Origin of the sequence: Streptosporangium sp. NPDC000396 (assembly GCF_042898655.1) — a bacterium.
Classification (GTDB): Bacteria; Actinomycetota; Actinomycetes; order Streptosporangiales; family Streptosporangiaceae; genus Streptosporangium.
In genome coordinates, this window is sequence record NZ_JBIAZA010000007.1 from 27,356 (window position 1) to 49,600 (window position 22,245).

The following is a 22,245-nucleotide window of genomic DNA, read 5'->3' on the forward strand; positions in this document are numbered from 1 at the left end:
CGGAGGAACGGGGGTAAAGTCCCCCGCCGTTCGGGCGGGGGAGGATGTCATCTCATACCGGTGGCCGCCGCCCGCCTGCGGGACAGGGCGTCCACGCCCGCCGCCAGCAGCAGGACCGATCCGGTCACCATGAACTTCACCCCGGAGCTGTAGCCCATCAGGCCCATGCCGTTCTCGATGACCGCGACCACCGCGCCGCCGAGGACCGCGTCCAGTACCCGGCCCTTGCCGCCGAACAGGCTGGTCCCGCCGATCACGGCCGCGCCCACGGCGTAGAGGAGCACGTTGCTTCCGCCGGTGTTGGGGTCGACCGAGCTGGCCCGGGAGGCCGCGATGATGCCGCCGACGGCCGCCATGGTGGAGCAGATCATGAACGCGCTGACCTTCATCCGGTCCACGTTGATGCCCGCCCGGCGCGCCGCCTCGGCGTTGCCGCCGACCGCGTACAGGTGGCGTCCGAAGGCCGTACGGCGCAGCACGAACGTCCAGACGAGCAGGAGCACGACGATGATCGGCACGACGATCGGCACGCCCTTGAGCGAGACGACGGCCACGTTGCGGCTGCGCTCCAGGTTGAGGAAGTAGACGGCGAGCCCGCCGAGCAGCGCGAGGGCGCCCACCCGGACGGCGATCAGCGAGATCGGGTCGGCGGCCAGGCCGCGCGCGGCCCGCTTGCGTGCCCGCAGCAGTTGCAGGCCGGCGTAGACGGCGACTCCGATGGCCAGCAGTGCCCAGCCCAGGGCGGGCGGCAGGTTCTTGTTGGCGATCGCCAGGATCGTCTCGTCGCGGATGGAGATGTTGGTGCCGCCCTTGACCAGCAGCAGCACCAGGCCCTGGAAGGCGAGGAAGGCCGCCAGCGTCACCACGAAGGACGGGATGCCGACCTTGGCGACGAGCAGTCCGAGGACCGTGCCGATCACCAGCCCGGTGAGGAGCGCGGCGCCCGTCGCCACGTACCAGGGCAGGCCTTGGTAGGTGAGCAGGATCGCGAGCACGGCCGCGCAGACGCCGCTGGTGTAGCCCGCCGACAGGTCGATCTCGCCGAGCAGGAGCACGAACACCAGGCCCATGGCGATCACGGTGACCGCGGCGCCCTGGGTGAACAGGTTGGCGAAGTTGCCCGCGGTGAGGAAGGAGGGCCGCAGGACGGCGAAGACCGTGCAGAGCACGATCAGGCCGAACACGGCGGGCAGCGCGCCCATGTCGCCGCCGCGCACGCGCTCGGCGTAGCTGCGGACGTTCGCGCTGATCGAGGGTGCCTCGGACGCGCGTTCCGGGGAAATCGTGGCGCTCATACCGTGGCTCCGACTCCGTTGGTGAGGCCGAGGTCCCCGCTCCGGCCAGAGGTGATCAGTTCGACGACCTGCGCGTGGGTGACGTCGGAGGCCTTCACCTCGGCCGCCATCCGGCCGAGGTAGAGCGCGGCGATCCGGTCGGACACGGCGAAAACGTCGTTCATGTTGTGCGAGATCAGCACGACCGCCAGGCCCTTGTCGGCGAGACGTCGGACCAGTTCCAGCACCTGCGCCGTCTGGGCGACGCCGAGCGCGGCGGTCGGCTCGTCGAGGATGACGACCTTGCTGTTCCAGAGCACGGCCTTGGCGATGGCCACGGTCTGCCGCTGGCCGCCGGAGAGGCTGGAGACGTGCTGGCGGATGGACTTGACGGTCCTGACCGACAGGTTCTCCAGGGTCTTGGCCGCCATCTCCTCCATCGTGTCCTCGTCGAGGATCACGCCGTTCTTGTGCTCGCGGCCGAGGAACATGTTCTGGACGATGTCGAGGTTGTCGCAGAGGGCGAGGTCCTGGTAGACGATCTCGATGCCCAGCGCGGCGGCGTCACGCGGGCTGTGGACGTGCACGGGTTTGCCGTCGAAGAGATAGTCGCCCGAGTCGATCGGGTGGATGCCGCCGACGCACTTGACCAGGGTGGACTTGCCCGCGCCGTTGTCTCCGACCAGCGCGGTCACCTCCCCGGCGTAGGCGGTGAAGTCGACGTTGTGCAGAACCTGTACGGGACCGAAGCTCTTGTCGATTCCGCGGAGTTCCAGTGCGGGTGTCATCTGGGGCTGGCTTCCTGTGTTCATTGCGCTCCCTTCGCCCGAGCGCGGTGGCACGGCCGGCCGGAGGGGCCGGCCGTGCCCCCGGCGCGTTACTGGATTCCGGCCTCGGTGCACTTGGCGGCGAACTCGCCGGTGCACAGCTCGTCCTTGGTCACGAAGCCGTCGGCCACGACGTCCTTGACGTTGTCGATGAAGATGGGCTGCGGGTCGAGCAGGATCGCGGGCACGTCCTTACCGCTCTCGGTGTCCTTGACCGAGGCGGTCGCCGCGGGCTTCTCGCCCTTGGCCAGCGCGATGGCGAGCTTGGCCGCCGCGTCGGCCTCCTTCTTGATCGCCTTGTAGACCGTCATGCACTGGTCGCCGGCGAGGATGTTCTGCAGGCCCTGCACGGTGGCGTCCTGGCCGGTGACCGGGACCTTGCCGTTGAGGCTGTTCTTCCGCAGCACGGTGATGGCCGCGTTGCCCAGGCCGTCGTTGGCGGCCAGCACGCCGGCGATCTTCGGCTGCTCGGTGAGCATCTGCTCGAAGATGGTGCCCGCCTGGGCGTTGTCCCAGTCCGGAACCGACTGGTCCGGGCCCTTGACGTACTCCTTGGAGTCGTACTTGGGCTTGAGCACGCTGTCGTAGCCGTTCTTGAACAGCGTGGCGTTGTTGTCGGTGGCCGAGCCGTTGAGCTCGGCCACGATCGGCTTGGCTGCCTTCTTCTCGGTCAGGCACTTCACCAGGCCCTCGCCCTGCAGGACGCCGACCTTGGTGTTGTCGAAGCTGACGTAGTAGGAGGCGCCGCCGTTGAGAGTGAGCCGGTCGTAGTCGATGGTGGCGACGCCCTGGGACTTGGCCTTGTCGAGTACGGCCTTGCCGGTGCCGCTGTCCAGGTTGACGATCATCAGCACGGTCGCGCCGTTGGTGATCATCTGGTCGGCGATGGTCTGGAACTGGTTCTTGTCACCCTGGGCGTTCTGGATGTCGTAGGCGACGCCCGCGGCCTTGAAGGCCTCCTCCAGGTATTTGCGGTCCGCGGTCTCCCAGCGGGCGGAGGACTTGCTGTCCGGCAGGATGACGCCGACCTTGCCGGTGGCGGCCTTGCCTTCGGCCGGGGCGGCGGTGTCCTGAGTAGCAGTGGTGGTGCCACCGTCTCCGCCCCCGCAGGCGGCGAGGCCGAGGGTCATGGCCGCGGCGGCGGTGGTCAGGCTGAGGATCCCCTTGCGCATCGTGCATGGGTCCTTTCTTCGAAGTGGGGGGTCTGGACTGCGGCATGCCGAATTCGCGGGTACGGCCGGTCGGGACCGGATCGCCGTTCCGTTGAATGTTGTTTGCCGCAACGTATTCCCCAGTTGGCCTGAGCACCAGCCCTTCAATAGGTAAAGTTTGTTGTGGGCGGTAACAATCCAGAAACGCGTGCTTAACCGACGGCGCGCTGCGCGATCAGCGATGGGGCGGATGCCGCGGTCGGCCGTACCGCCATGAAACATAAAACCGCCCGGCGGGATGATGTCCCGCCGGGCGGCCTCGTCTGGGGTGTTCCCCCTGTTGTGGGCGGGGCTTACGTGCGGCGCCCGCCCCCCTGGCTCAGCTCTTGGCGAGCAGGGAGCGCAGAACGTACTGCATGATGCCGCCGTGGCGGTAGTAGTCCGCCTCTCCGGGGGTGTCGATGCGCACGACCGCCTGGAATTCCTTCTCCCCCGCCCGGACCGTCACGGTCTGCGGGATACCGCCCTTGTTGAGCTCCTCGACCCCGATGATGTCGAAGGTCTCCTCGCCGGTCAGGCCCAGCGACTGCGCCGTCTCCCCCTCGGGGAACTGCAGCGGCAGCACGCCCATGCCGATCAGGTTGGAGCGGTGGATGCGCTCGTAGGACTCGGCGATCACGGCGCGGACGCCGAGCAGCGCGGTGCCCTTGGCCGCCCAGTCGCGCGAGGAGCCGGAGCCGTACTCCTTGCCCGCCAGGACGACGAGCGGGATGCCCGCGGCCTGGTAGTTGACCGAGGCGTCGTAGATGAAGGCCTGCGGGCCGCCCTCAAGGGTGAAGTCACGGGTGTAGCCGCCCTCCACGCCGTCGAGCAGCAGGTTCTTCAGCCGGATGTTGGCGAAGGTGCCGCGGATCATCACCTCGTGGTTGCCTCGGCGGGAGCCGTAGGAGTTGAAGTCCTTGACCGCGACGCCGTTCTCACGGAGGTATTCCGCGGCCGGGGTGCCGGGCTTGATGGAACCGGCCGGCGAGATGTGGTCGGTGGTGACCGAGTCGCCCAGCTTGGCGAGAACCCGGGCGCCGGAGATGTCCGTCACCGGCTCCGGAGAGGCGGGCATGCCGTCGAAGTACGGTGCCTTGCGGACGTAGGTCGAGGCCGGGTCCCACTCGAAGGTGTTGCCGGTCGGGACCGGCAGCGACTGCCAGGTCTCGTCGCCCTTGAACACGTCGGCGTAGTCGCTCAGGAACATGTCCTGGTCGATGGAGGAGGCGACGACCGCCGAGACCTCCTCAGGCGAGGGCCAGATGTCGGCGAGGAAGACCGGCTTGCCGTCCGCGCCGGTGCCCAGCGGCTCGGTGTTCAGGTCGATGTCCATGGTGCCCGCGAGGGCGTAGGCGACGACCAGCGGCGGCGAGGCCAGGTAGTTCATCTTGACGTCGGGGTTGATCCGGCCTTCGAAGTTACGGTTGCCGGACAGCACCGCGGTGACCGCGAGGTCGTTGGCCTGGATGGCGGCGGAGATCTCCTCCTGCAGCGGGCCGGAGTTGCCGATGCAGGTGGTGCAGCCGTAGCCGACCAGGTTGAAGCCGATCTTGTCGAGGTACGGCTGCAGGCCGGAGCGCTCGAAGTAGCCGGTGACGACCTGCGAGCCCGGGGCGAGGGAGGTCTTGACCCACGGCTTGCGGGTCAGGCCCTTCTCCACCGCGTTCTTGGCGAGCAGCGCGGCGCCCATCATGACGTAGGGGTTGGAGGTGTTCGTGCAACTGGTGATGGCCGCGATCGTCACCACACCGTGGTCGATCTCGAAGCTGGTGCCGTCGGACAGGGTGACCGGGACCGCCTTGTGCGGGCGGCCGCCGTTGGCCCGGGCGTTGTGCGCGGGGGCGTCGGAGGCCGGGAAGGACTCCTCACCCTCCTCGTCCACGCCGTCACCGTCGAAGTCGGCGACGTAGTTGCGCACGTCGCGACGCCAGGTCTCCTTGGCCGCCGACAGCGCGATGCGGTCCTGGGGACGCTTGGGACCGGCGATGGACGGGACGACCGTGCCCAGGTCCAGCTCGATGTATTCGGAGAAGACCGGCTCCTCGGCCGCCGGGTCGAGCCACAGGCCCTGGGCCTTGGCGTACGCCTCCACCAGGGCGACCTGCTCCTCGGAGCGGCCGGTGAGGCGGAGGTAGCTGATCGTCTCGCCGTCGATCGGGAAGATCGCGCAGGTCGAGCCGAACTCGGGGCTCATGTTGCCGATCGTCGCCCGGTTGGCCAGCGGAACGCTGGACACGCCCTCGCCGTAGAACTCGACGAACTTGCCGACGACGCCGTGCTTGCGCAGCATCTCGGTGATCGTGAGCACCAGGTCGGTGGCGGTGGCCCCGGCGGGGAGCTTGCCGGTCAGCTTGAAGCCGACCACGCGCGGGATCAGCATGGAGATCGGCTGGCCGAGCATCGCGGCCTCGGCCTCGATGCCGCCGACGCCCCAGCCGAGAACGCCGATGCCGTTCTCCATCGTGGTGTGCGAGTCGGTGCCGACGCAGGTGTCGGGGTAGGCCTTGCCGTCGCGGATCATCACGACACGGGCCAGGTGCTCGATGTTCACCTGGTGCACGATGCCGGTGCCCGGCGGGACGACCTTGAACTCGTCGAACGCGGTCTGGCCCCAGCGCAGGAACTGGTAGCGCTCGCGGTTGCGTTCGTACTCCCGCTCGACGTTGCGCTGGAAGGCGTCCGGCCCGCCGAAGAAGTCGACGATGACGGAGTGGTCGATGACCATCTCGGCCGGTGCGAGCGGGTTGATCCTGGCGGGGTCGCCGCCGAGGTCGCGGACGGCCTCACGCATGGTGGCCAGGTCCACCACGCAGGGGACGCCGGTGAAGTCCTGCATGATCACGCGGGCCGGGGTGAACTGGATCTCCACACTCGGCGCGGCGCTGGGGTCCCACTGACCGAGCGCGCGGATGTGGTCGGCGGTGATGTTCGCGCCGTCCTCGGTGCGGAGCAGGTTCTCCAGAAGGATCTTCAGGCTGTACGGGAGGCGCCCCGACCCCTCGACGGCGTCCAGCCGGTAGATCTCGTATCCCGCGTCCCCGACGCGGAGCGTGTCACGGCTGCCGAAGCTGTTCGCGGACACGGTTCGCCTCCCTCATCACCATGTTGTCCGACGCACCCGTTTGAGGGCGCAACTGAATCCTGCCGCACCATCGGAGTGCCCAGGCCAGTTAGGTATGCCTAACCGGGGGTTCACCCACGGGTTGCAGCGGATGTCTCGATATCAAGATATCCCCATAGATATCTCGACATCAAGTTACCTACCAGTATGGTCAGAGCGGCACGAGGCGGAAGTACAGCAGCCCGATAACGACGACCGAAAGTACCGGGGCGAGAAACTTCTGCTCGAAGGCGCGGCCCGTCTTGATCCCGATCTTCCATGGCAGCAGCCATCGCTGCCTCATCGGCCACAGCACCGGACAGCCCTTCTCCGTGCAGCAGTCGCCCACGACGTGCGCCATGCAGCCGACCGCGACCGCCAGCCCCAGCCAGGCATAACCCACGTTGTCGCTGCGGAACACCGCGAACAGCCCGACCGTCAGGCCGACGTTGACCATGGCGGAGGCGAGCTTCTTGCCCGGGATGCCGATCCCGATCGCCCTCAGCGCCAGGCCGATGAGCAGGACGACCAGGATGTCCCGGCCGATCGGATAGGTGTTGGCCAGATAATGGGCGCCGAACCCGGCGGCGACCGCGAACAACAGCGAGTGGGTGGCGTTGCGATGCCCGCCACTCAGCCACGCGACGGCCTTGCTCAGCATCCACGTGACCGGGCCGAAGGTCTGGGCGATCGTCGCGCTGGGATGGTCGAGGTCCGGCAGCATCGCGGCCCCGGCGCAGATCAGCGCCCCGGCGACGAACTCGGACGGGGTGAGCGCGCTCGCCATGACACCGGTCTCCACGAAGCGGGAGGACTCGGTGAGCAGCGGCAGGGCGGCCAGTGACGGCGCCACTCCCAGCCAGGCGATCGCCCCCGTCAGCGCATGCGTGTGCCCCATCATCGACCGAACACCTCAATCAAGATCACGCTAAGCGACTGTACGGCAAAGCCCGCCCCAAGTAGAGGACCGCCCCATTTTGCATCACCGGCGCGTCGGGGCGGTGAAACCAATCCGATATATGAGGCTGTTCATCTTTTTCGGGTTTTGGGTTACCTGGTGCGCCGCCTGCCCAAGGTCGCCCTGCCGGCCCTGGTCAACTCGCTCAAGGGCGTCTCGGCCCGGCTGCTGCGCAAGGAGCACGGCGACCATGTCCGCAGACACCTGTGGGCGGACACCTTGCTCCCCGTCCTGCTTCGCCGCTTCCCGCGGCGGGGCTCTCCTGTCGGTCGTCAAGGAGTCCATCGAGAATCAAAAGCGCCCGGACTAGCGTCCGGTCGGAGAGAGGGAGGCGATTCTTCCCGGGCGTGAACGCCCGGGGTTCCTCGCTAGACAGCGCCGAGAGGATGGCGAGGACTCCGCGGAGACAGGCGATCCCGCCGCGGGGACGATCGGTGGCTCCCAGGAAACCGGAGGACAGGAAGACGAGTGATCCGCCGGAGATTCTCCGGCGGATCACCGTCAGATCCCGGAAACGACAGACGGGACCGTTCCGCACCGAAAGCACCCCCCAGCCCTTCCGGCACGGAACGAATCCCGTCTATGTCATTTGTAACGCGTAGGTCTCGGTGCTTGTTCCGAAATCAGGCGAGAATTAGGTGATCTTTCTCACTTTCTCGTTGCGCGATCGAGATCTCACTTTCGGTGACGACCTTCAGGAACGGCACGATCGGCAGGGCCGCCGCCACTGCGAAGATCGCGAATGCCCCCGTCAGGCCCACCGTCTCGGCCAGCAGCCCAGCCAGGCCCGCGCCGATCGGGAGGGTCCCCCAGCTCAGCAGGCGGGCGGCTGAGCCGTACCGGCCGAGAAGCCGGTCCGGGACGACCAGCTGGGCCAGGGTGCGGCTGTTGACCGTCCAGAGCGTGCCTCCCATGCCGCCGAGAAGCGCGGCCGCCCCGACCGCCCAGGCCTGCGGGAACACGGCAGGGACGATCATCATGACGACCGTGGTGACGAGGTCGGCGAACAGCGCCCAGCGCACGCCCAGCAGGCGGTTGACCGCGGTGACGAGTATGGCGCCGAGCAGCCCGCCCACGCCGATCGAGCCGAGCAGCAGGCCGTATCCGGCCGGGTCGAGATCGAGCACCTGGACGGCGTAGGAGGGCAGCAGCGCCAGCCACGCGCTCCAGCAGGCCACCAGCGCGGCGATGGTCAGCGACATCGTGCGGAGCAGGCGCCGGCGCCAGAGGAAGGCCAGTCCCTCGACCATCTCCGCCCGCACCCGTCCCGGCTCACGCCCCTGCCCGGCGTCCTGTTCGGGAAGGGCGGCGCGGAACCGGCCGGCGAGCAGCGCGAGCAGGACCGCCCCGAGGGCGAAGGCGCCCGCCGACGACCCCAGGGCGAGAACGGCGCCGGCGGCGACCAGAAGGCCCCCGATCGCCGGACCGGCGAACTCGTTGGCGACGGTCTCGGCGCCGGCGACCCAGGCGTTGACCCGGCCGAGCCGCTCCCGCGGCACGGCCGCCGGCACCAGGGCCCCGACGGCGGAGTCCGCCACCACCTCGGCCAGGCCTATGGCGGCACCCGCGAGATAGAGCAGGGGGAGGGACAGCGCACCGGCGGCGAAGGCCGCCAGCAGGCCCAGCGCGACCGCGAGCCTGACCAGGTTGGCCATGGCCGCCAGCCGCCTGCGATCGCCCCGGTCGACGAACATTCCCACATGGAGCGAGGCCAGCAACCACGGCAGCGTCAGGGTGAGGCCCACCCCGGCGACCAGGCCGGGCGAGTCGGTCAGCCGGACCGCGAGCAGGGGAAGCACGATCTTGATCACCCCGTCGGCCAGGTTGGTCGCCACGGTGAATCCGACCAGGACCGCCTCGTTCCGCCGCACTCTCACACCATCCATCCGTTCGCCACGACTTCGAAACACCACCTAAAGCCTTTAGATGGTCACACTAGCTTTTTGGGCAGCCGGACGGAAGACATGAGCGCGCCAGAAACCGGCCGCATGAAGTCCACGCGGCAAACCCCCCATATCCACATAGACTTGTCGTCAGAATGTTCTCGATATATCTTTGAAGCATCGAGAGCGATCGAAGGAAGGAAGGAAAGGAAGGAACGACATGACTTCCACGCACGCGATGGGCGGCCCCTGGGCCGGCGGCAACCCGCGGGAGATCAGGCGAGAGATGAGGCGCGCCGCCAGGGAGGCCTGGCGAAACATGGCCGCCGGTTGGCACGAGGGCGAAAACCACCACGGGGGGCCCGGCCCGCACGAGCACGGCCCCCACGAGCACCGGCATCGCGGCCACCGCGGTGGCCACTTCCCGGGAGGCTTCCCCTGGGACTTCGGCAGGGGCGGCCCGAGGCGCGGCGGCCCGTTCGGCGGCGGCCCGTTCGGGGGCCCGTTCGGCCGGGGGCGCAAGGCGAAGCGCGGTGACGTCCGGGCCGCGATCCTCACGCTCCTCTCGGAGGAGCCGCGCAACGGCTACCAGATCATCCAGGAGATCGCCCAGCGCAGCCAGGGCGGCTGGAAGCCCAGTCCCGGCGCGGTCTACCCGGCGCTGCAGCAGCTCACCGACGAGGGCCTGGTCCTGTCGGAGGAGAACGACGGCCGCAAGTCCTTCCGCCTCACCGAGGCCGGTCAGGCCTACGTGGCCGAGCACGCAGACGAGATACGCAGCCCCTGGGAGGAGATGACCCCCGACGTCGGCGACAGCACCTGGGAGCTGATGGACGTGGCGCGCCAGACGGGGTTCGCCATGCTCCAGGTCCTGCAGACCGGCAGCGAGGCGCAGATCCGTCAGGCCAAGCAGATCATGATCGAGACGCGTCGCCGGCTCTACCAGATCCTGGCCGACGGCGACCCCGGCGAGGAGTGATCAGAGGGTGGCTTCCTCCCCAGACCAGGGTCTCCCCACGCAAGGAGTTGCGATGACGCCCCGAGACGATCTCCGCATCGGAGACGCCGAGCGCGACGCGGCGGTGACGGCCCTGCGCGAGCACTACGCGCAGGGCCGCCTGACCCACGAGGAACTCGACGAGCGCATCGGCCTGGCCCTGTCCGCGCGCACCGGCCACGACCTGGCCCTGACCCACGCCGACCTCCCCGACCTGTACGGCTCCCGCCCCGAAGGCCACGGCGGACGGCGGCATCGGCACGCAGGGCCCGCCTGGGCCGCACCGGAGGCCATGCGGTGGCACGGGGGACCCCCCTGGGCCGGGCCGCGCGCCGTACGGCGGCACGGGGGCCGCCGGCACGGCCCGGATCTGCCCGGCTTCCACCCCGCGAACCGGCGCCATCGCCGGGGCGGGCCGCCGGTCGCACTGTTCCTGGGCCTGGCGCTGGTAATCATGGTCGCGACCACCGGCCTGGGGGCGTTGAAGTTCCTTTTCCTCGCCTGGCTGGTGATGACCGTGCTGGGCGTGCTCCACCGCAGGAGCCACCGGAGATGGCGTCTGCGGGCCGAAGCCCACGCCCGCCGGCTCGGCTATCCGGGCGCTCTCTGAGAGGCACCCGGAGCCGGGAAACGGGCTCCGGGTGCCTGCGTCCGGGCGTCTGTGTCCGGGTGCCTGTGTCCGAGCGCGAGGCCGTGCGGACGACGCGAGGGCCGCGTTACCGCACGGACTCCCGGAGCCGCCGCATCTCCCCCGCGATCCGGTCCAGCGTCCAGTGGGCGTTCAGCCCGCTCGGGTTGGGCAGCACCCACACAGCCGTGTCGCCGATCCTGGTCTCCAGCGGCCCGATCGCCGCCTTCGGCTGTCCGAACGCCACCCGGTAGGCGGTCACCCCCGCCACCGCCAGCACCCGTGGCCGGATCTCGGCGACCAGCCTCTCCAGCCGCGCTCCGCCCTCGCGGAACTCCTGAGGTGTCAGCTCCGCCGCCTGCGCGGTCGCCCGCGCCACGACGTTGGTGATGCCCAGCCCGAAGGAGGGAAGCAGTCCCTGCTCTTCCGGGGCCAGCAGGCGGGGCGTGAAACCGGACCGGTGCAGCGCCGCCCAAAAGCGGTTGCCCGGCCGGGCGAAATGGTGCCCGGTGGCCGCCGAGTACAGGCCCGGGTTGATGCCGCAGAACAGCACGTCCAGCGACGGCCCGAGGACGTCGTCGACCGTACGGCCCCTGGCGGCCTCAAGCTCGGCCTTCGTGGGCGGCACGGGCTTCGCCGGTGGACCGGCGCTTCGCGGGACCGCGGGCTCGGGCTCTCGCTCGGACACGGCCACGAATCTAGCCCATCTCCTCCAGCTTGCGCCCCTTGGTCTCTTTCACCTCGAACAGCACGAAGGCGAGGGACAGGGCGGCGAAGAAGGCGTAGCCCACATAGGCGCCGGCCAGGCTCCACGACGCCAGGGACGGGAACGAGACGGTGATCATCCAGTTGGCCAGCCACTGGGCGGCGGCGGCCACCGAGAGCGCGGCGGCCCTGATCCGGTTGGGGAACATCTCGCCGAGCAGCACCCAGACGACGACACCCCATGACAGGGCGAAGAACAGCACGAAGACGTGCGCGGCGACCAGGGCGACGACGGCCTGCGTCTCCGGCAGCCTCACGGTCTCACCGCTGGGGACACCCGAGCTGAACGCCCACGCGGCCGTGGCGAGCGCGATCGCCATGCCCGCGGAGCCGATCATCAGCAGCGGCCTGCGGCCGATCCGGTCGACCAGCGCCATGGCGATGAACGTGCCGACGATGTTGATGATCGAGGTGGAGAAGCTGATCAGCAGCGATTCGCTCTGGTTGATGCCGACCGACTGCCACATCGCCGACGAGTAGTAGAAGATGACGTTGATGCCGACGAACTGCTGGAAGACCGAGAGCAGGATGCCCGTCCAGACGATCGGCAGCAGTCCGAACCTGGGGCCGCGCAGGTCGCGCAGCCGGGGCCGGCGCTCGCTGTGCAGCAGGGCGTCGATCTCCGCCACCCGCGCGTCCAGATCGGCCTCGTCGCCCTCGACCTCCCTGAGCACCTTGCGAGCCTCGGCGATCTTTCCCGACGCGATGAGGAATCTCGGCGACTCGGGAATGATCGACGCGAAGATCAGATAGAGCACGGCCGGGAGCAGGCAGGCGCCGAGCATCCACTGCCAGGCCTGCAAGCCGAGCAGCTCGTTGTTGACCCTGCCCCCGGCCATCTGCGCGATCGCGTAGTTGACCAGCTGGGAGACCGCGATGCCGAGCACGATCGCGAGCTGCTGGAAGGACCCCAGGCGCCCCCGGTAGGCGGGCGGCGCGACCTCGGCGATGTAGGCGGGGCCGATCACCGAGGCCATGCCGATCCCGACGCCGGCGAGCAGCCGCCAGAAGGCCAGGTCCACGATCGAGAACGGCAGGGCCTGGCCGATGGAGCTGACCGCGAACACGATCGCGGCCACCTGCATGGTCCTGGTGCGCCCCCAGTGGTCGGCCAGGTTGCCGGCGATCCACGCGCCGAGCGCCGAACCCAGCAGCGCGATCGCCACCACGATCCCGATCCGGACCGGGCCGACGGCGAAGTGCTTCTGGATGCCGGTGACGGCGCCGTTGATGACAGCGCTGTCATAACCGAAGAGAAAACCGCCGATCGCCGCCGCGGCGGTGATGAAGACAACGTGTCCAAGATTTTCACTGGAAGTGCCCGAAGAGGCGGTACCGACCATGACGGTCCTTTCCCCCGAAGAACGCAGACATTCATAGATCGGCCGCGAGAGATCGCGTCCGGTCTCGTCCCGGGGGTCGCTTCACGTCATGAACTGCGAAAACCAATCCAGCTGATAGAAAGTGTCTCACGGGGTCGCGCTGTGGATCAGCCTGGGTCACCGGTTGTGGCCCACCCGCTCACCGAACGCGTCCGGCTGCGGCCGAGAAGTCCCCGGCCCCGTGAGGGGCGGTAGGCCGCCGGACGGCGACGGCTCTCCTACCAGCGCAGGATCGCGGCGACTCCGTCGAAGTCGGCGATGACCTCGGATGCCTTCGCGTCCAGAACGATCACCTCGGCGTCGATGTCCAGGGTTCGCTCGATCATGCGCTCACCCATCCTGGGCTCCTCGACGGGATCCTGCGCCGTCGGCGGGACCTCGCCGGGCGGGTGGAGCAACCCGTCGGCCGTACGGCTGCCGCCCCACTCGCGGGATTCGTCCAGCAGCAGCTGCGCCACCCGTCTCTCGTTCAGCGCGTTGAGCGTGTCGCGCAGCCCGAGGCACCCGCGCCCTCCTCCGAGGGCGAGGGCGGCGTCCTTGGCCCGGTTCGCCAGCCCCGTGCCACGGCGGCTCCGGGCGGCCCGCAGCTGCGGCTCCACATACTCGGCGATCTTCGCCGAGGTCAGCGGGTCCACCACCGCGTCGACCTGGATGACGTCGCCGTTCAGTTCTCCCGCCAGGGGCTCGACCAGCTGGATGTCACCGATCACCACGACCGCGGTCCATTCGCGGCCCTCGGCCTGCTCGGTGACACGCGGCGCCTGCGCGCGCAGGAGCCTGAGGATGTTGTCCTCGACCCGCCGCTCGAACCTGTCCCGGTGCGCCGAGCCCTGCTGGGCGAGCTCCGAGGGCGCGGGACCGCGCATCTCCCGCCAGCGCTCCGGATCGATGTCGATGTGCGCCCTGTCGATCTCCTCGACCCGGCCGTACCGGCAGTCGATCATGCGCAGGCCGTCCCTGGAGACGACCACGATCCCGGCCGGCGGCGCGGCCTCGACCGCGTTGACCAGCGGGCGGACGTAGGCCGTCCGCTCCAGCACGACCTGGTCGGGGACCGGCAGCTGGAAGGCGAAGGCCCACTCCTCGTCGCTGCTGACCGGGGCGAACATCACCCGCCCCATCCCGGACTCGTCCGGGTTGCGCATGATCTGGGTGTCCAGTTGCAGGCCGTCCAGCCGTTTGAGGACGGCCATCCGCCGCTGCCGGTCCGGATCGGCGGCGACCCGCTCCCGCAACCGGTCCAGCTCGTTGCCGAGGCGAATCCGCCACGCGGGCCTGGCGCTCGCGTCCTCACGCGGGTTCGCCGTCAGATAGAACGACAGCACCCCCACGTCGTCGCTGATGGAGACGACATCCCGCAAAGCCTCGCGATCGAATTTCACGACGTCCCCCTCTGACCGGCAGTCCGGATCTCAGCCTATGGACACACGCAGAGAGGGCCATCGTCACAATCGGGAAAATGCCTTCCTTCTTCACCTGTCTTTACCTATAGATCACAAACGCGGGTCCACCGGCTCCGACTCCAGCGCCAGGATCGCGAAGACCGGCTCGTGCACCCGCCACAGCGGCTCGCCCTCGACCAGCCTGGACAGCGCCTCCAGGCCGAGGGCGTGCTCGCGCAGGGCCAGCGAGCGCTTGCGGCCCAGGAACCGCTGGCGCAGGACGTCCAGATTCTCGGTGTAGTCGGGGCCGTAGATGATCCGCAGGTACTCCCGCCCGCGCACCTTGACGCCCGGCTGCACCCGGCCCGCGGGCACCGCCGAACCCGCTCGGGTCCCTGCGGGCTCTGCGGCCTCCAAGAGCTCCGAGGACTGCGAGGGATCGGGTGAACCCGTCTCGCCTCCCGGCCCGTTCGTCCCCGCCTCGCTCACCCACTCCAGCGGTTTGACCACCATGCCCTCCCCGCCGTCGGCGGTCAGTGCCGACCACCAGGCGGTCGCCGCGTCTCTGGACTCCCGAGAGGCCAGATCGACGAACACGTGCCGGGTGGGTGCGATCAGCGGATCGGCGAGCCGGGAAAGCATCTCCAGGTGCCAGGAGTGCGGCTCCCGCACGGCGGTCGCGCGGCCCTCACAGGCGAGGATCTGGAACGGTGCCAGCCGTACCCCGTCCAGGCCGGAAACCGGCCAGCAGTAGCGCGCGTAGGCGTCCCTGAACCGGGCAGCGTTGGTGGAGCGGCGGCGGGTGCGGTTCAGCAGATCGCCCACATCCAGCCCGCGCCCCGCCGCCGTCTCCAGCACGGTGATCGCCTCCGGCAGAACCGCGCGTGCCGCGGCCCCCACCGACGCGTACTGGTCGCGGATCAGCCCCTCCGCCTTGGCCGACCACGGCAGCAGCTCGCAGTCGAGTGCGAGCCAGTCCGTGCCGAGCTCGTCCATGAGCGGAGCGCACGCCGTCCTGAGCCGATCCACCAGTTCGGCGGTGTCGTCGAAGAACGGCCTGCCGGTCCGGGTGTAGACCGCCCCGGCGCTTCCGTCCGTCACCCCGAACCGCGCCGCCGCCACCCGCGGGTTCCTGGCCAGTACGGCCACCGCCCGCGACCCCATGTGCTTCTCCTCGCACACGACCCGGGTGACCCCGGCCGCCGCGAACTCCGCGAACGCCTCGTCCGGATGCTCCAGGTAGCCGTCGAGCCGTGAGGTCTCCGGCGGCGCCATCGTCGGCGGCAGGTAGACCAGCCAGCGCGGATCGACCGCGAACCGGCTCATGATCTCCAGCGCGGCGGCCGAGTTCTCCTCCCTGACCTTGATACGGCCTCCGCCATGGCGCACCTCGATGTGCCTGGTGCCCCGGACGTCCTCGATGGACAGCATTTCCGGCTCGCGGTGGCCAGGGGCGGCGAACGGCCTGACCGACTCGTACCAGACCCTCTCGGCGGGCACCGAGACGATCTCCCGGGTCGGGTAGCGCAGCGCGGTCAGCTTCCCGCCGAACACGGCACCGGTGTCCAGGCAGATCGTGTTGTTGATCCACTCGACCTCGGGGACCGGGGTGTGACCGTAGACGACCATGGCCCGCCCCCGGTACTCCCGCGCCCAGGGGTAGCGCACCGGCAGGCCGTACTCGTCGGTCTCGCCGGTGGTGTCGCCGTACAGCGCGAAGGAGCGCACCCGGCCCGACGCTCGGCCGTGGTAGGCCTCCTTCAGCCCGGCGTGCGCGACGACGAGCCTGCCCCCGTCGAGCTGGTAGTGGCTGATCAGCCCGTCCATGAACGCCAGGGCCGCCTTCCGGAACTCCTCGGGCTCGGCGGCGAGCTGGTCCAGCGACTCCTGCAGCCCGTGGGCGACCCTGACCTTGCGGCCGTTGAGCGCGCGGGCCAGCTTCTGCTCGTGGTTGCCCGACACGCACAGCGCGGTCCCCGCCGCGACCATGCCCATGACCAGCCGGAGCACGCCCGGGGAGTCCGGTCCCCGGTCCACCAGGTCACCGACGAACACCGCCGTCCTGCCCTCCGGATGGGTCGCGCCCGTCCCGCCGGGGTGGATCTCCCATCCCAGGGTGCGCAGCAGCGTCTCCAGCTCGGCACGGCATCCGTGCACGTCACCGATGATGTCGAACGGTCCGGTCAGCTCGCGCCGGTCGGTCCACGCCTTCTCCGTGACGATCGTGGCGGCCTCGATCTCGCCGGTTCCGCGCAGCACGTGAACGCGGCGGAAGCCGTCCCGGGCGATCTTCCCCATGGAGCGCCGCAGGTCCTTGCGCTGCCTCCGGACCACCTGGGGCCCGAAGTCCCTGTCGGGCCTGATCTCGTTGCGCTCGATCGCCACCTCCTCCGGCACGTCCAGGACGATCGCGTCGACCAGCACGTCATGGGACCTGGCGAGCTCGATCAGCTGCCTGCGCGCCTCCCACTGGACGTTGGTGGCGTCCACGACCGTGAGCAGGCCCCGCCTGAGCCGGGTGCCGACGATGTAGTGGAGCACGTCGAAGGCGTCGGGGGTGGCGGCCTGGTCGTTCTCGTCGTCGGCCACCAGGCCGCGACAGAAGTCCGAGGAGACCACCTGGGTCGGCTTGAAGTGCTTGCGGGCGAAGGTCGACTTGCCGCTGCCCGAAATCCCGACGAGCACCACCAGCGACATCTCCGGCACGGCGATCTCAGTCATCTCCGCCTCCCGCGTTCTCGACACTGAACAGGGCCATCTGGGTGGGCGGCCCCACCTCGGGGTCGTCGTCGCCGACCGGCCGGAACACGACGCGATAGCCGTACTCGCCGCCCACCCTCTCCGCCCACTCCCGGAACTCGGCGCGGGTCCACTCGAAGCGGTGGTCGGGGTGGCGCATGCCCTCCAGGAAGTCGTAGCGCACGTTGTACTCGGCGTTGGGCGTCGTCACGATCACGTGCCCGGGCCGGGCGGTGCCGAAGACCACCCGCTCCAGCGCGCCCAGCCGTGGCGGATCGACGTGCTCGACGACCTCCATGAGCACGGCGGCGTCGTATCCCGCGAACCGGTCGTCGGTGTAGGTCAGCGCTCCCTGGAACAGCTCCAGCCGCTCCCGTTGCCGGTCGGGCATCCGGTCGAGCTTCAACCGCCTGGCCGCGAACGTCAGCGCCTGCGACGACACGTCCACCCCGGTCACCTTGGTGAACCCCGGCCTGTCCAGCAGCGCCCCGACCAGCTGCCCCGAGCCGCACCCCAGGTCGATGACCTTGCGCGCCCCCAGCTCCTCCAGCGCGCCGAGCACCGCCTCCCGGCGCAGGACGTTCAGGGGGCGCCTGGACGCCTGCGCGTCCCCTTCAGGCACGGGCGGCGTATCCCCCTGCGCGTCCCCCTCGGTCGCGGGCGGCGTGTCCCCCTGCCCCTCCCCCGCTGCGGGATCCTCCTCGACGGGCGGTTCGAGATCCTCCTCCACGTCGTCGCCGAGTTCGGCCAGGCGGGCGAAGGCGGTGCGGGCCAGGGCCTGGCGGCGGCCGAGGTAACGGCGGGTGATCAGGTTCTTCTCGGGGTGGGCGGCCAGCCAGGATCCGCCCGCCCGGATCAGCTTGTCGACCTCGTCGGGGGCGACCCAGTAGTGCTTGGAGTCGTCGAGCACCGGAAGCAGCACGTAGAGCTGGTTGAGCGCGTCGGCCAGCCGGACCTCGCCGCGCAGCGACAGCCGTACGTAACGGGAGTCGCCCCACTCGGGAAACCCCTCATCCAGCGGTACGGCCCGCGCCTCGACCTCCCAGCCCAGCGGTTCGAACAACCGGTGCGCCAGGCCGGGACCGCCCCGGCAGGGCAGCACGGGCAGCGTGATCTCCAGCGGGATCGGCCCGGCGGCCAGTTCGGGACGGCTGTGGCAGCGTCCGGTGCGGGCCGTGCGGAACACGTCCGCCAGCGCCACGGCCAGCAGCGACGAGGCGGCGTAGGGCCGGTCGTTCACATACTGGCCCAGCGCGTAGTCGGGCGTGGACCGGCCCCGCGAGCGCACCAGGCGGACCGGGTCGACGTCGAGCATCAGCGCCGCCGTGCACCGCTCCTCGCCCGCTTCCGGGTAGAAGACGCGGGCCATGCCGTACGACTGGCTGAACTCCTGAACCCGGTCGGGGTGCTTGTGGAGCAGGAATCCCAGGTCGGTGGCGGGCCGTACGGTCGTGGAGATCGTGAGCAACACCCGGCTCAGTTTGCCGCATACCCGACCAACTGGACCATCGGTTAATACCTCGCCCGGCGCGGCCCCGGAGTCCCCGGAGCCGCCCGGCCGGGTTCCCGCGCTCGCCTGCGCGGGAGTCCCCGGGTTTACACGTGGGGAAGCACCTCGGCGGCGATGAGCTCCAGGTGGTCCAGATCCGACAGGTCCATCACCTGAAGGTAGATCCGCTCGGCTCCCAGCTCGGCGAACCGCCCGATCTTCTCGACCACCTCGGCGGGGGTTCCGGCCAGCCCGCTCTCGCGCAGCACGGCGAGGTCCTGCCCGGCGGCCTCGGCCCGGCGCGCGATCTCGGCGTCGTCCGTGCCGACGGCGACCGTCTGGGCTGCCGAGAGCGTGATCCGCGCGCGGCCCTCCGCCTCGCACGCCTCCCGGACCCGGCCGAAGGCCGACCCGGTGTCGGCGAGGGTGTGGAACGGCACGTTGTACTCGTCGGCGAACCGCGCGGCCAGCCGCGGGGTGCGCCTGGCGCCGAACCCGCCGATGATGATCGGCGGCCGGGGGCTCTGCGCGGGCTTGGGCAGCGCGGGCGAGTCCGCCAGCCGGTAGTGGGCGCCCTCGAAGGAGAAGGCCTTCCCCGCGGGGGTGGTCCATAGCCCGATGAGGATCTCCAGCTGCTCCTCGAACCGGCCGAACCGCTCACCGATCGGCGGGAAGGGGATGCCGTAGGCGGTGTGCTCGGCGTCCAGCCACCCGGTGCCGAGGCCCAGCTCGACCCGGCCGCCGCTCATCTGGTCCACCTGGGCCACGCTGATCGCCAGCGGGCCCGGCAGCCGGAAGGTGGACGGGGTGACCAGGGTGCCGAGCCTGATCGTGGAGGTCTCCCTGGCCAGACCCGCGAGGGTCACCCAGGCGTCGGTGGAGCCGGGACCGGGGTCTCCCGGCCCGATGCGCATGTAGTGATCGGAACGGAAGAAGGCGTCGAACCCCAGCCGTTCCGCGGTCTGCGCGACCGTCAGCAGCTCGTCGTAGGTGGCGCCCTGCTGCGGTTCAGTGAAGATCCTCAACTTCATGAGCACCATTATCCGGGCACTCCGGACGGCATCCACAGAAAGCCCGCGCCGTGTCGGGGACCCTTGCTAACCTTCAAGCTTTCGGTGCGCCGGGTAACGACACGGATACCCAGCGCGAGCACTCTGTGCCGTCGAGAAGGTGGACCCCATGTCTGTGGCGACAGACCGTCCCGCCGCTCGCCGCTCCCGCGAGCCGGGCAACCCGCCCCGATTCCTCGTCGCGCTCGCGTCCGTCGCGCTCGTGACCGGAACCGGCTTCGCGGTCTGGCTCCTGCCCACCGGCACCGGCGGCTGGGCCAAGCCTGGCCCGGCGGCCCGGCCCGGGACCGCGACTCCCCCGCTGACCACCCGGCCCGCCGCCGACCAGGCGTCCCCCCTCGAACCGGCCCGCCCGTCGGGCTTCGTGACGTTCGTGGACACCATCCAGGATCCGTTGTTCAACCTGGCCAAGGCCGCCAGGCAGAACAACGCCCACTGGTTCACCCTCGGCCACCTGACCGCCGGCCGCAACGACTGCACACCCAAGTGGGGCGGCCGGCAGGAGCAGGGCGACAACCCGGTCGCCAACCGCCTGGGCCGCCTTCGCGCGGCCGGCGGCGACGCCGGCCTCGTCTTCGGCGGCCCCACCGGCCGCGAGCTGGCCGCCGCCTGCACCGACCCCGACCGCCTCACCGCCGCCTACCGTCAGGCGGTCGGCGCCTTCGGTGCCACCTACATCGACTTCGAGGTTCGGGGTCCGGCCGATCGCGAGATCATCCTGCGCCGGGCCAACGCGATCACGGCCCTTCAGCGTGAGGCCACCGCGCAGGGCCGCCCCCTCGCCGTGAGCTTCACCCTGCCGGTGACCGAGACGGGCCTGTCCCCGCTCGACCAGGCGATGCTCCGGTCCACCCGGGAGGCCGGCGTCGAGATCACCGCCGTCAACCTCCTCACCCCGATCGATCACGACTCCACCGGCGAGACCGATCTGCGCCCCATCGCCTCGGCCGTCCGCTCCGCCCACCCGCAGATCGCCCGGTCCCTGGGCGAGTTCCCCGCCTGGCACAGGATCGCCCTCACCCCCGTCCTGGCCAACCCCTGGGACCTCACCGAGACCGACGCCCGCAAGCTCACCGCCTTCACCACCCGCAACAGGCTGGCCTGGCTCTCCACCCGGGGCGCCACCCCCGCCGCCGAGATCACCCGGCTCCTCACGACCCCCTCCCGCTAGGGGATACCCCTCGCAGGGTGAAACGGCCGAAGAAAACCCCGGCCAGGCGCGGAGAGAACGGGCCGGCTCGCAGCAATCACCCGCGAGACCGGGTCAGTCCCTGACCAGCAGGGCCACGCACTCCACGTGGTGGGTCATCGGGAAGGCGTCGAAGGCCCGCATGCCCGCGAGGCTGTAGCCGCGGTCACCGAACCAGGCGATGTCGCGGGCGAGGGTGGCCGGGTCACAGGAGACGTAGACGACTCGGCCGGCCTCGAGGGTCGCGATGCGGTTGATGACGTCGCGGCCGACGCCCGCCCGGGGCGGGTCGACGACGACCAGGTCGGCGCGCTCGATGTCGTAGCGGTCGAGGGCGTCCTCGACGCGGCCCCGGGCGAAGCGCGCCTGGGGGAGGTCCCTGAGGTTGCGCTCGGCGTCGCGCACGGCGACGGCCTCGGACTCGATGCCGAACACGGCACCCTCGGGACCGACGGCCTCGGCCAGGCCGGCGGCGAACAGGCCGACACCGCAGTAGAGGTCCAGGGCCCACTCCCCCGGTTGCGGGTCGGCGAACTCCAGGACCGCGGCGAGCAGCGTGGCGGCGGTGCCGGGGTGGACCTGCCAGAAACCACTCCCGGTGACCTGGAAGTCCCGCTCGCCCACGCGCTCGACGAGGTGGTGGCGGCCGTGGACCGTCCGGGTCCGGCCCTTGCCCTCGTCCACGAAGACGGCCACGCTCGCGTCGAGATCGGGCACGGCCACCGTACGGCGGGGCCTGGGGGCGATCACGACGGCCTGGTCCCCGGTGCTGGAGGCGATGACCTCGACCGAGGAGGCGTTGCGCCAGTTCATGACCTCGGCGCCGACGTTCTCCACCTCGGGGTGGGCGATCAGGCAGGCGTCCACCGGCTCGATGTCGTGGGAGCGGTGGCGGCGCAGGCCGAGGACGCCGTCGCGGTCGACGGCGAACTGGACGCGGGTGCGCCAGCCGAGGCCGTCGGGGGCGCCGGGGACCTCCTCGACGACGCCCGTCCAGCCGACGCCGGCCAGGCGTTTGAGCTGCTCGGCGACCACGTCGGCCTTCAGCCTGCGCTGGGCGTCGAGCGAGGCGTGCTGCCAGTCGCAGCCGCCGCAGCGGCCGGGGCCGGCGAACGGGCACGGCGGGGTCACCCGGTCGGGGGAGGCCTCCAGGATCTCGACCGCGTCGGCCCTCAGGAAGCGGGTGGTCTCCTCGGTGATCTCCGCGAGGACGCGTTCGCCGGGGAGCGCGTGCCGTACGAAGACCACCCGGCCGTCATGGCGGGCGACGCACCAGCCGCCGTGCGCGACCGATCCCACCGTCAGTTCAATCGCCATCGCCATGCCCCCAAGTCCGTCGTCGCTCATGCCTCCCTGTGATCAGAGGTCC

16 protein-coding genes are annotated in these 22,245 nt (G+C 70.2%); 3 read left to right on the top strand and 13 right to left on the bottom strand.

Annotated elements, in window-relative coordinates; translation table 11 throughout:
- Window positions 1-47 precede the first annotated feature (47 nt).
- From ACFY2X_RS13000 to ACFY2X_RS13025, 6 genes are all read right to left on the bottom strand, one after another.
- Entirely contained in the window at window positions 48-1,295 is a 1,248-nt protein-coding gene (locus ACFY2X_RS13000) for a sugar ABC transporter permease (protein WP_389936920.1), read from the bottom strand.
- Window positions 1,292-2,086 (bottom strand): ATP-binding cassette domain-containing protein, encoded by a 795-nt coding sequence (locus tag ACFY2X_RS13005; RefSeq protein WP_389936922.1) that lies wholly within the window; start codon window positions 2,084-2,086, stop codon window positions 1,292-1,294. The genes ACFY2X_RS13000 and ACFY2X_RS13005 overlap by 4 nt, the downstream gene beginning before the upstream one ends.
- Before the next feature lie 65 nt (window positions 2,087-2,151).
- Entirely contained in the window at window positions 2,152-3,273 is a 1,122-nt protein-coding gene (locus tag ACFY2X_RS13010; RefSeq protein WP_389936925.1) for a sugar ABC transporter substrate-binding protein, read from the bottom strand.
- Window positions 3,274-3,631: 358 nt separating this feature from the next.
- Window positions 3,632-6,376, bottom strand: coding sequence for an aconitate hydratase AcnA (gene acnA, locus ACFY2X_RS13015; RefSeq protein WP_389936928.1), 2,745 nt, complete (start codon window positions 6,374-6,376; stop codon window positions 3,632-3,634).
- Window positions 6,377-6,566: 190 nt separating this feature from the next.
- Window positions 6,567-7,292 carry a metal-dependent hydrolase gene (locus ACFY2X_RS13020; RefSeq protein ID WP_389936931.1) on the bottom strand — a complete coding sequence of 242 codons (726 nt, stop codon included), beginning with the start codon at window positions 7,290-7,292 and terminating at the stop codon, window positions 6,567-6,569.
- Window positions 7,293-7,975: 683 nt separating this feature from the next.
- A complete protein-coding gene (locus ACFY2X_RS13025) occupies window positions 7,976-9,238 on the bottom strand; it encodes an MFS transporter (protein ID WP_389936935.1) in 1,263 nt (420 codons plus the stop codon).
- Between the two features lie 217 nt (window positions 9,239-9,455).
- On the opposite strand from ACFY2X_RS13025, the gene ACFY2X_RS13030 reads away from it, so the two are divergent.
- Window positions 9,456-10,214 (top strand): PadR family transcriptional regulator, encoded by a 759-nt coding sequence (locus tag ACFY2X_RS13030; RefSeq protein ID WP_389936938.1) that lies wholly within the window; start codon window positions 9,456-9,458, stop codon window positions 10,212-10,214.
- A gap of 52 nt (window positions 10,215-10,266) precedes the next feature.
- Window positions 10,267-10,842, top strand: coding sequence for a DUF1707 domain-containing protein (locus ACFY2X_RS13035; protein WP_389936941.1), 576 nt, complete (start codon window positions 10,267-10,269; stop codon window positions 10,840-10,842).
- A 106-nt stretch (window positions 10,843-10,948) separates the two neighbouring features.
- On the opposite strand, the gene mug is transcribed toward ACFY2X_RS13035, so the two are convergent.
- The 6 genes from mug to ACFY2X_RS13065 form a co-directional block, all read right to left on the bottom strand.
- Complete coding sequence (mug, locus tag ACFY2X_RS13040; RefSeq protein WP_389937671.1) at window positions 10,949-11,488, bottom strand: G/U mismatch-specific DNA glycosylase; 540 nt, start codon at window positions 11,486-11,488, stop codon at window positions 10,949-10,951.
- A gap of 70 nt (window positions 11,489-11,558) precedes the next feature.
- Window positions 11,559-12,968, bottom strand: coding sequence for a sugar porter family MFS transporter (locus ACFY2X_RS13045; RefSeq protein WP_389936944.1), 1,410 nt, complete (start codon window positions 12,966-12,968; stop codon window positions 11,559-11,561).
- A 257-nt stretch (window positions 12,969-13,225) separates the two neighbouring features.
- Window positions 13,226-14,389 carry a VLRF1 family aeRF1-type release factor gene (locus ACFY2X_RS13050; RefSeq protein WP_389936947.1) on the bottom strand — a complete coding sequence of 388 codons (1,164 nt, stop codon included), beginning with the start codon at window positions 14,387-14,389 and terminating at the stop codon, window positions 13,226-13,228.
- A gap of 111 nt (window positions 14,390-14,500) precedes the next feature.
- A complete protein-coding gene (locus ACFY2X_RS13055; protein ID WP_389936950.1) occupies window positions 14,501-17,110 on the bottom strand; it encodes a polynucleotide kinase-phosphatase in 2,610 nt (869 codons plus the stop codon).
- Complete coding sequence (locus ACFY2X_RS13060) at window positions 17,103-18,599, bottom strand: 3' terminal RNA ribose 2'-O-methyltransferase Hen1 (protein WP_389936953.1); 1,497 nt, start codon at window positions 18,597-18,599, stop codon at window positions 17,103-17,105. The genes ACFY2X_RS13055 and ACFY2X_RS13060 overlap by 8 nt, the downstream gene beginning before the upstream one ends.
- Window positions 18,600-18,724: 125 nt before the next feature.
- The gene (locus tag ACFY2X_RS13065; protein WP_389936956.1) at window positions 18,725-19,648 is read right to left on the bottom strand and encodes an LLM class F420-dependent oxidoreductase; all 924 of its coding nucleotides are present in this window, start codon (window positions 19,646-19,648) and stop codon (window positions 18,725-18,727) included.
- A gap of 148 nt (window positions 19,649-19,796) precedes the next feature.
- On the opposite strand from ACFY2X_RS13065, the gene ACFY2X_RS13070 reads away from it, so the two are divergent.
- A complete protein-coding gene (locus ACFY2X_RS13070; RefSeq protein ID WP_389936959.1) occupies window positions 19,797-20,858 on the top strand; it encodes a hypothetical protein in 1,062 nt (353 codons plus the stop codon).
- Between the two features lie 93 nt (window positions 20,859-20,951).
- On the opposite strand, the gene ACFY2X_RS13075 is transcribed toward ACFY2X_RS13070, so the two are convergent.
- Complete coding sequence (locus ACFY2X_RS13075) at window positions 20,952-22,223, bottom strand: class I SAM-dependent RNA methyltransferase (protein ID WP_389936962.1); 1,272 nt, start codon at window positions 22,221-22,223, stop codon at window positions 20,952-20,954.
- Window positions 22,224-22,245 lie beyond the last annotated feature (22 nt).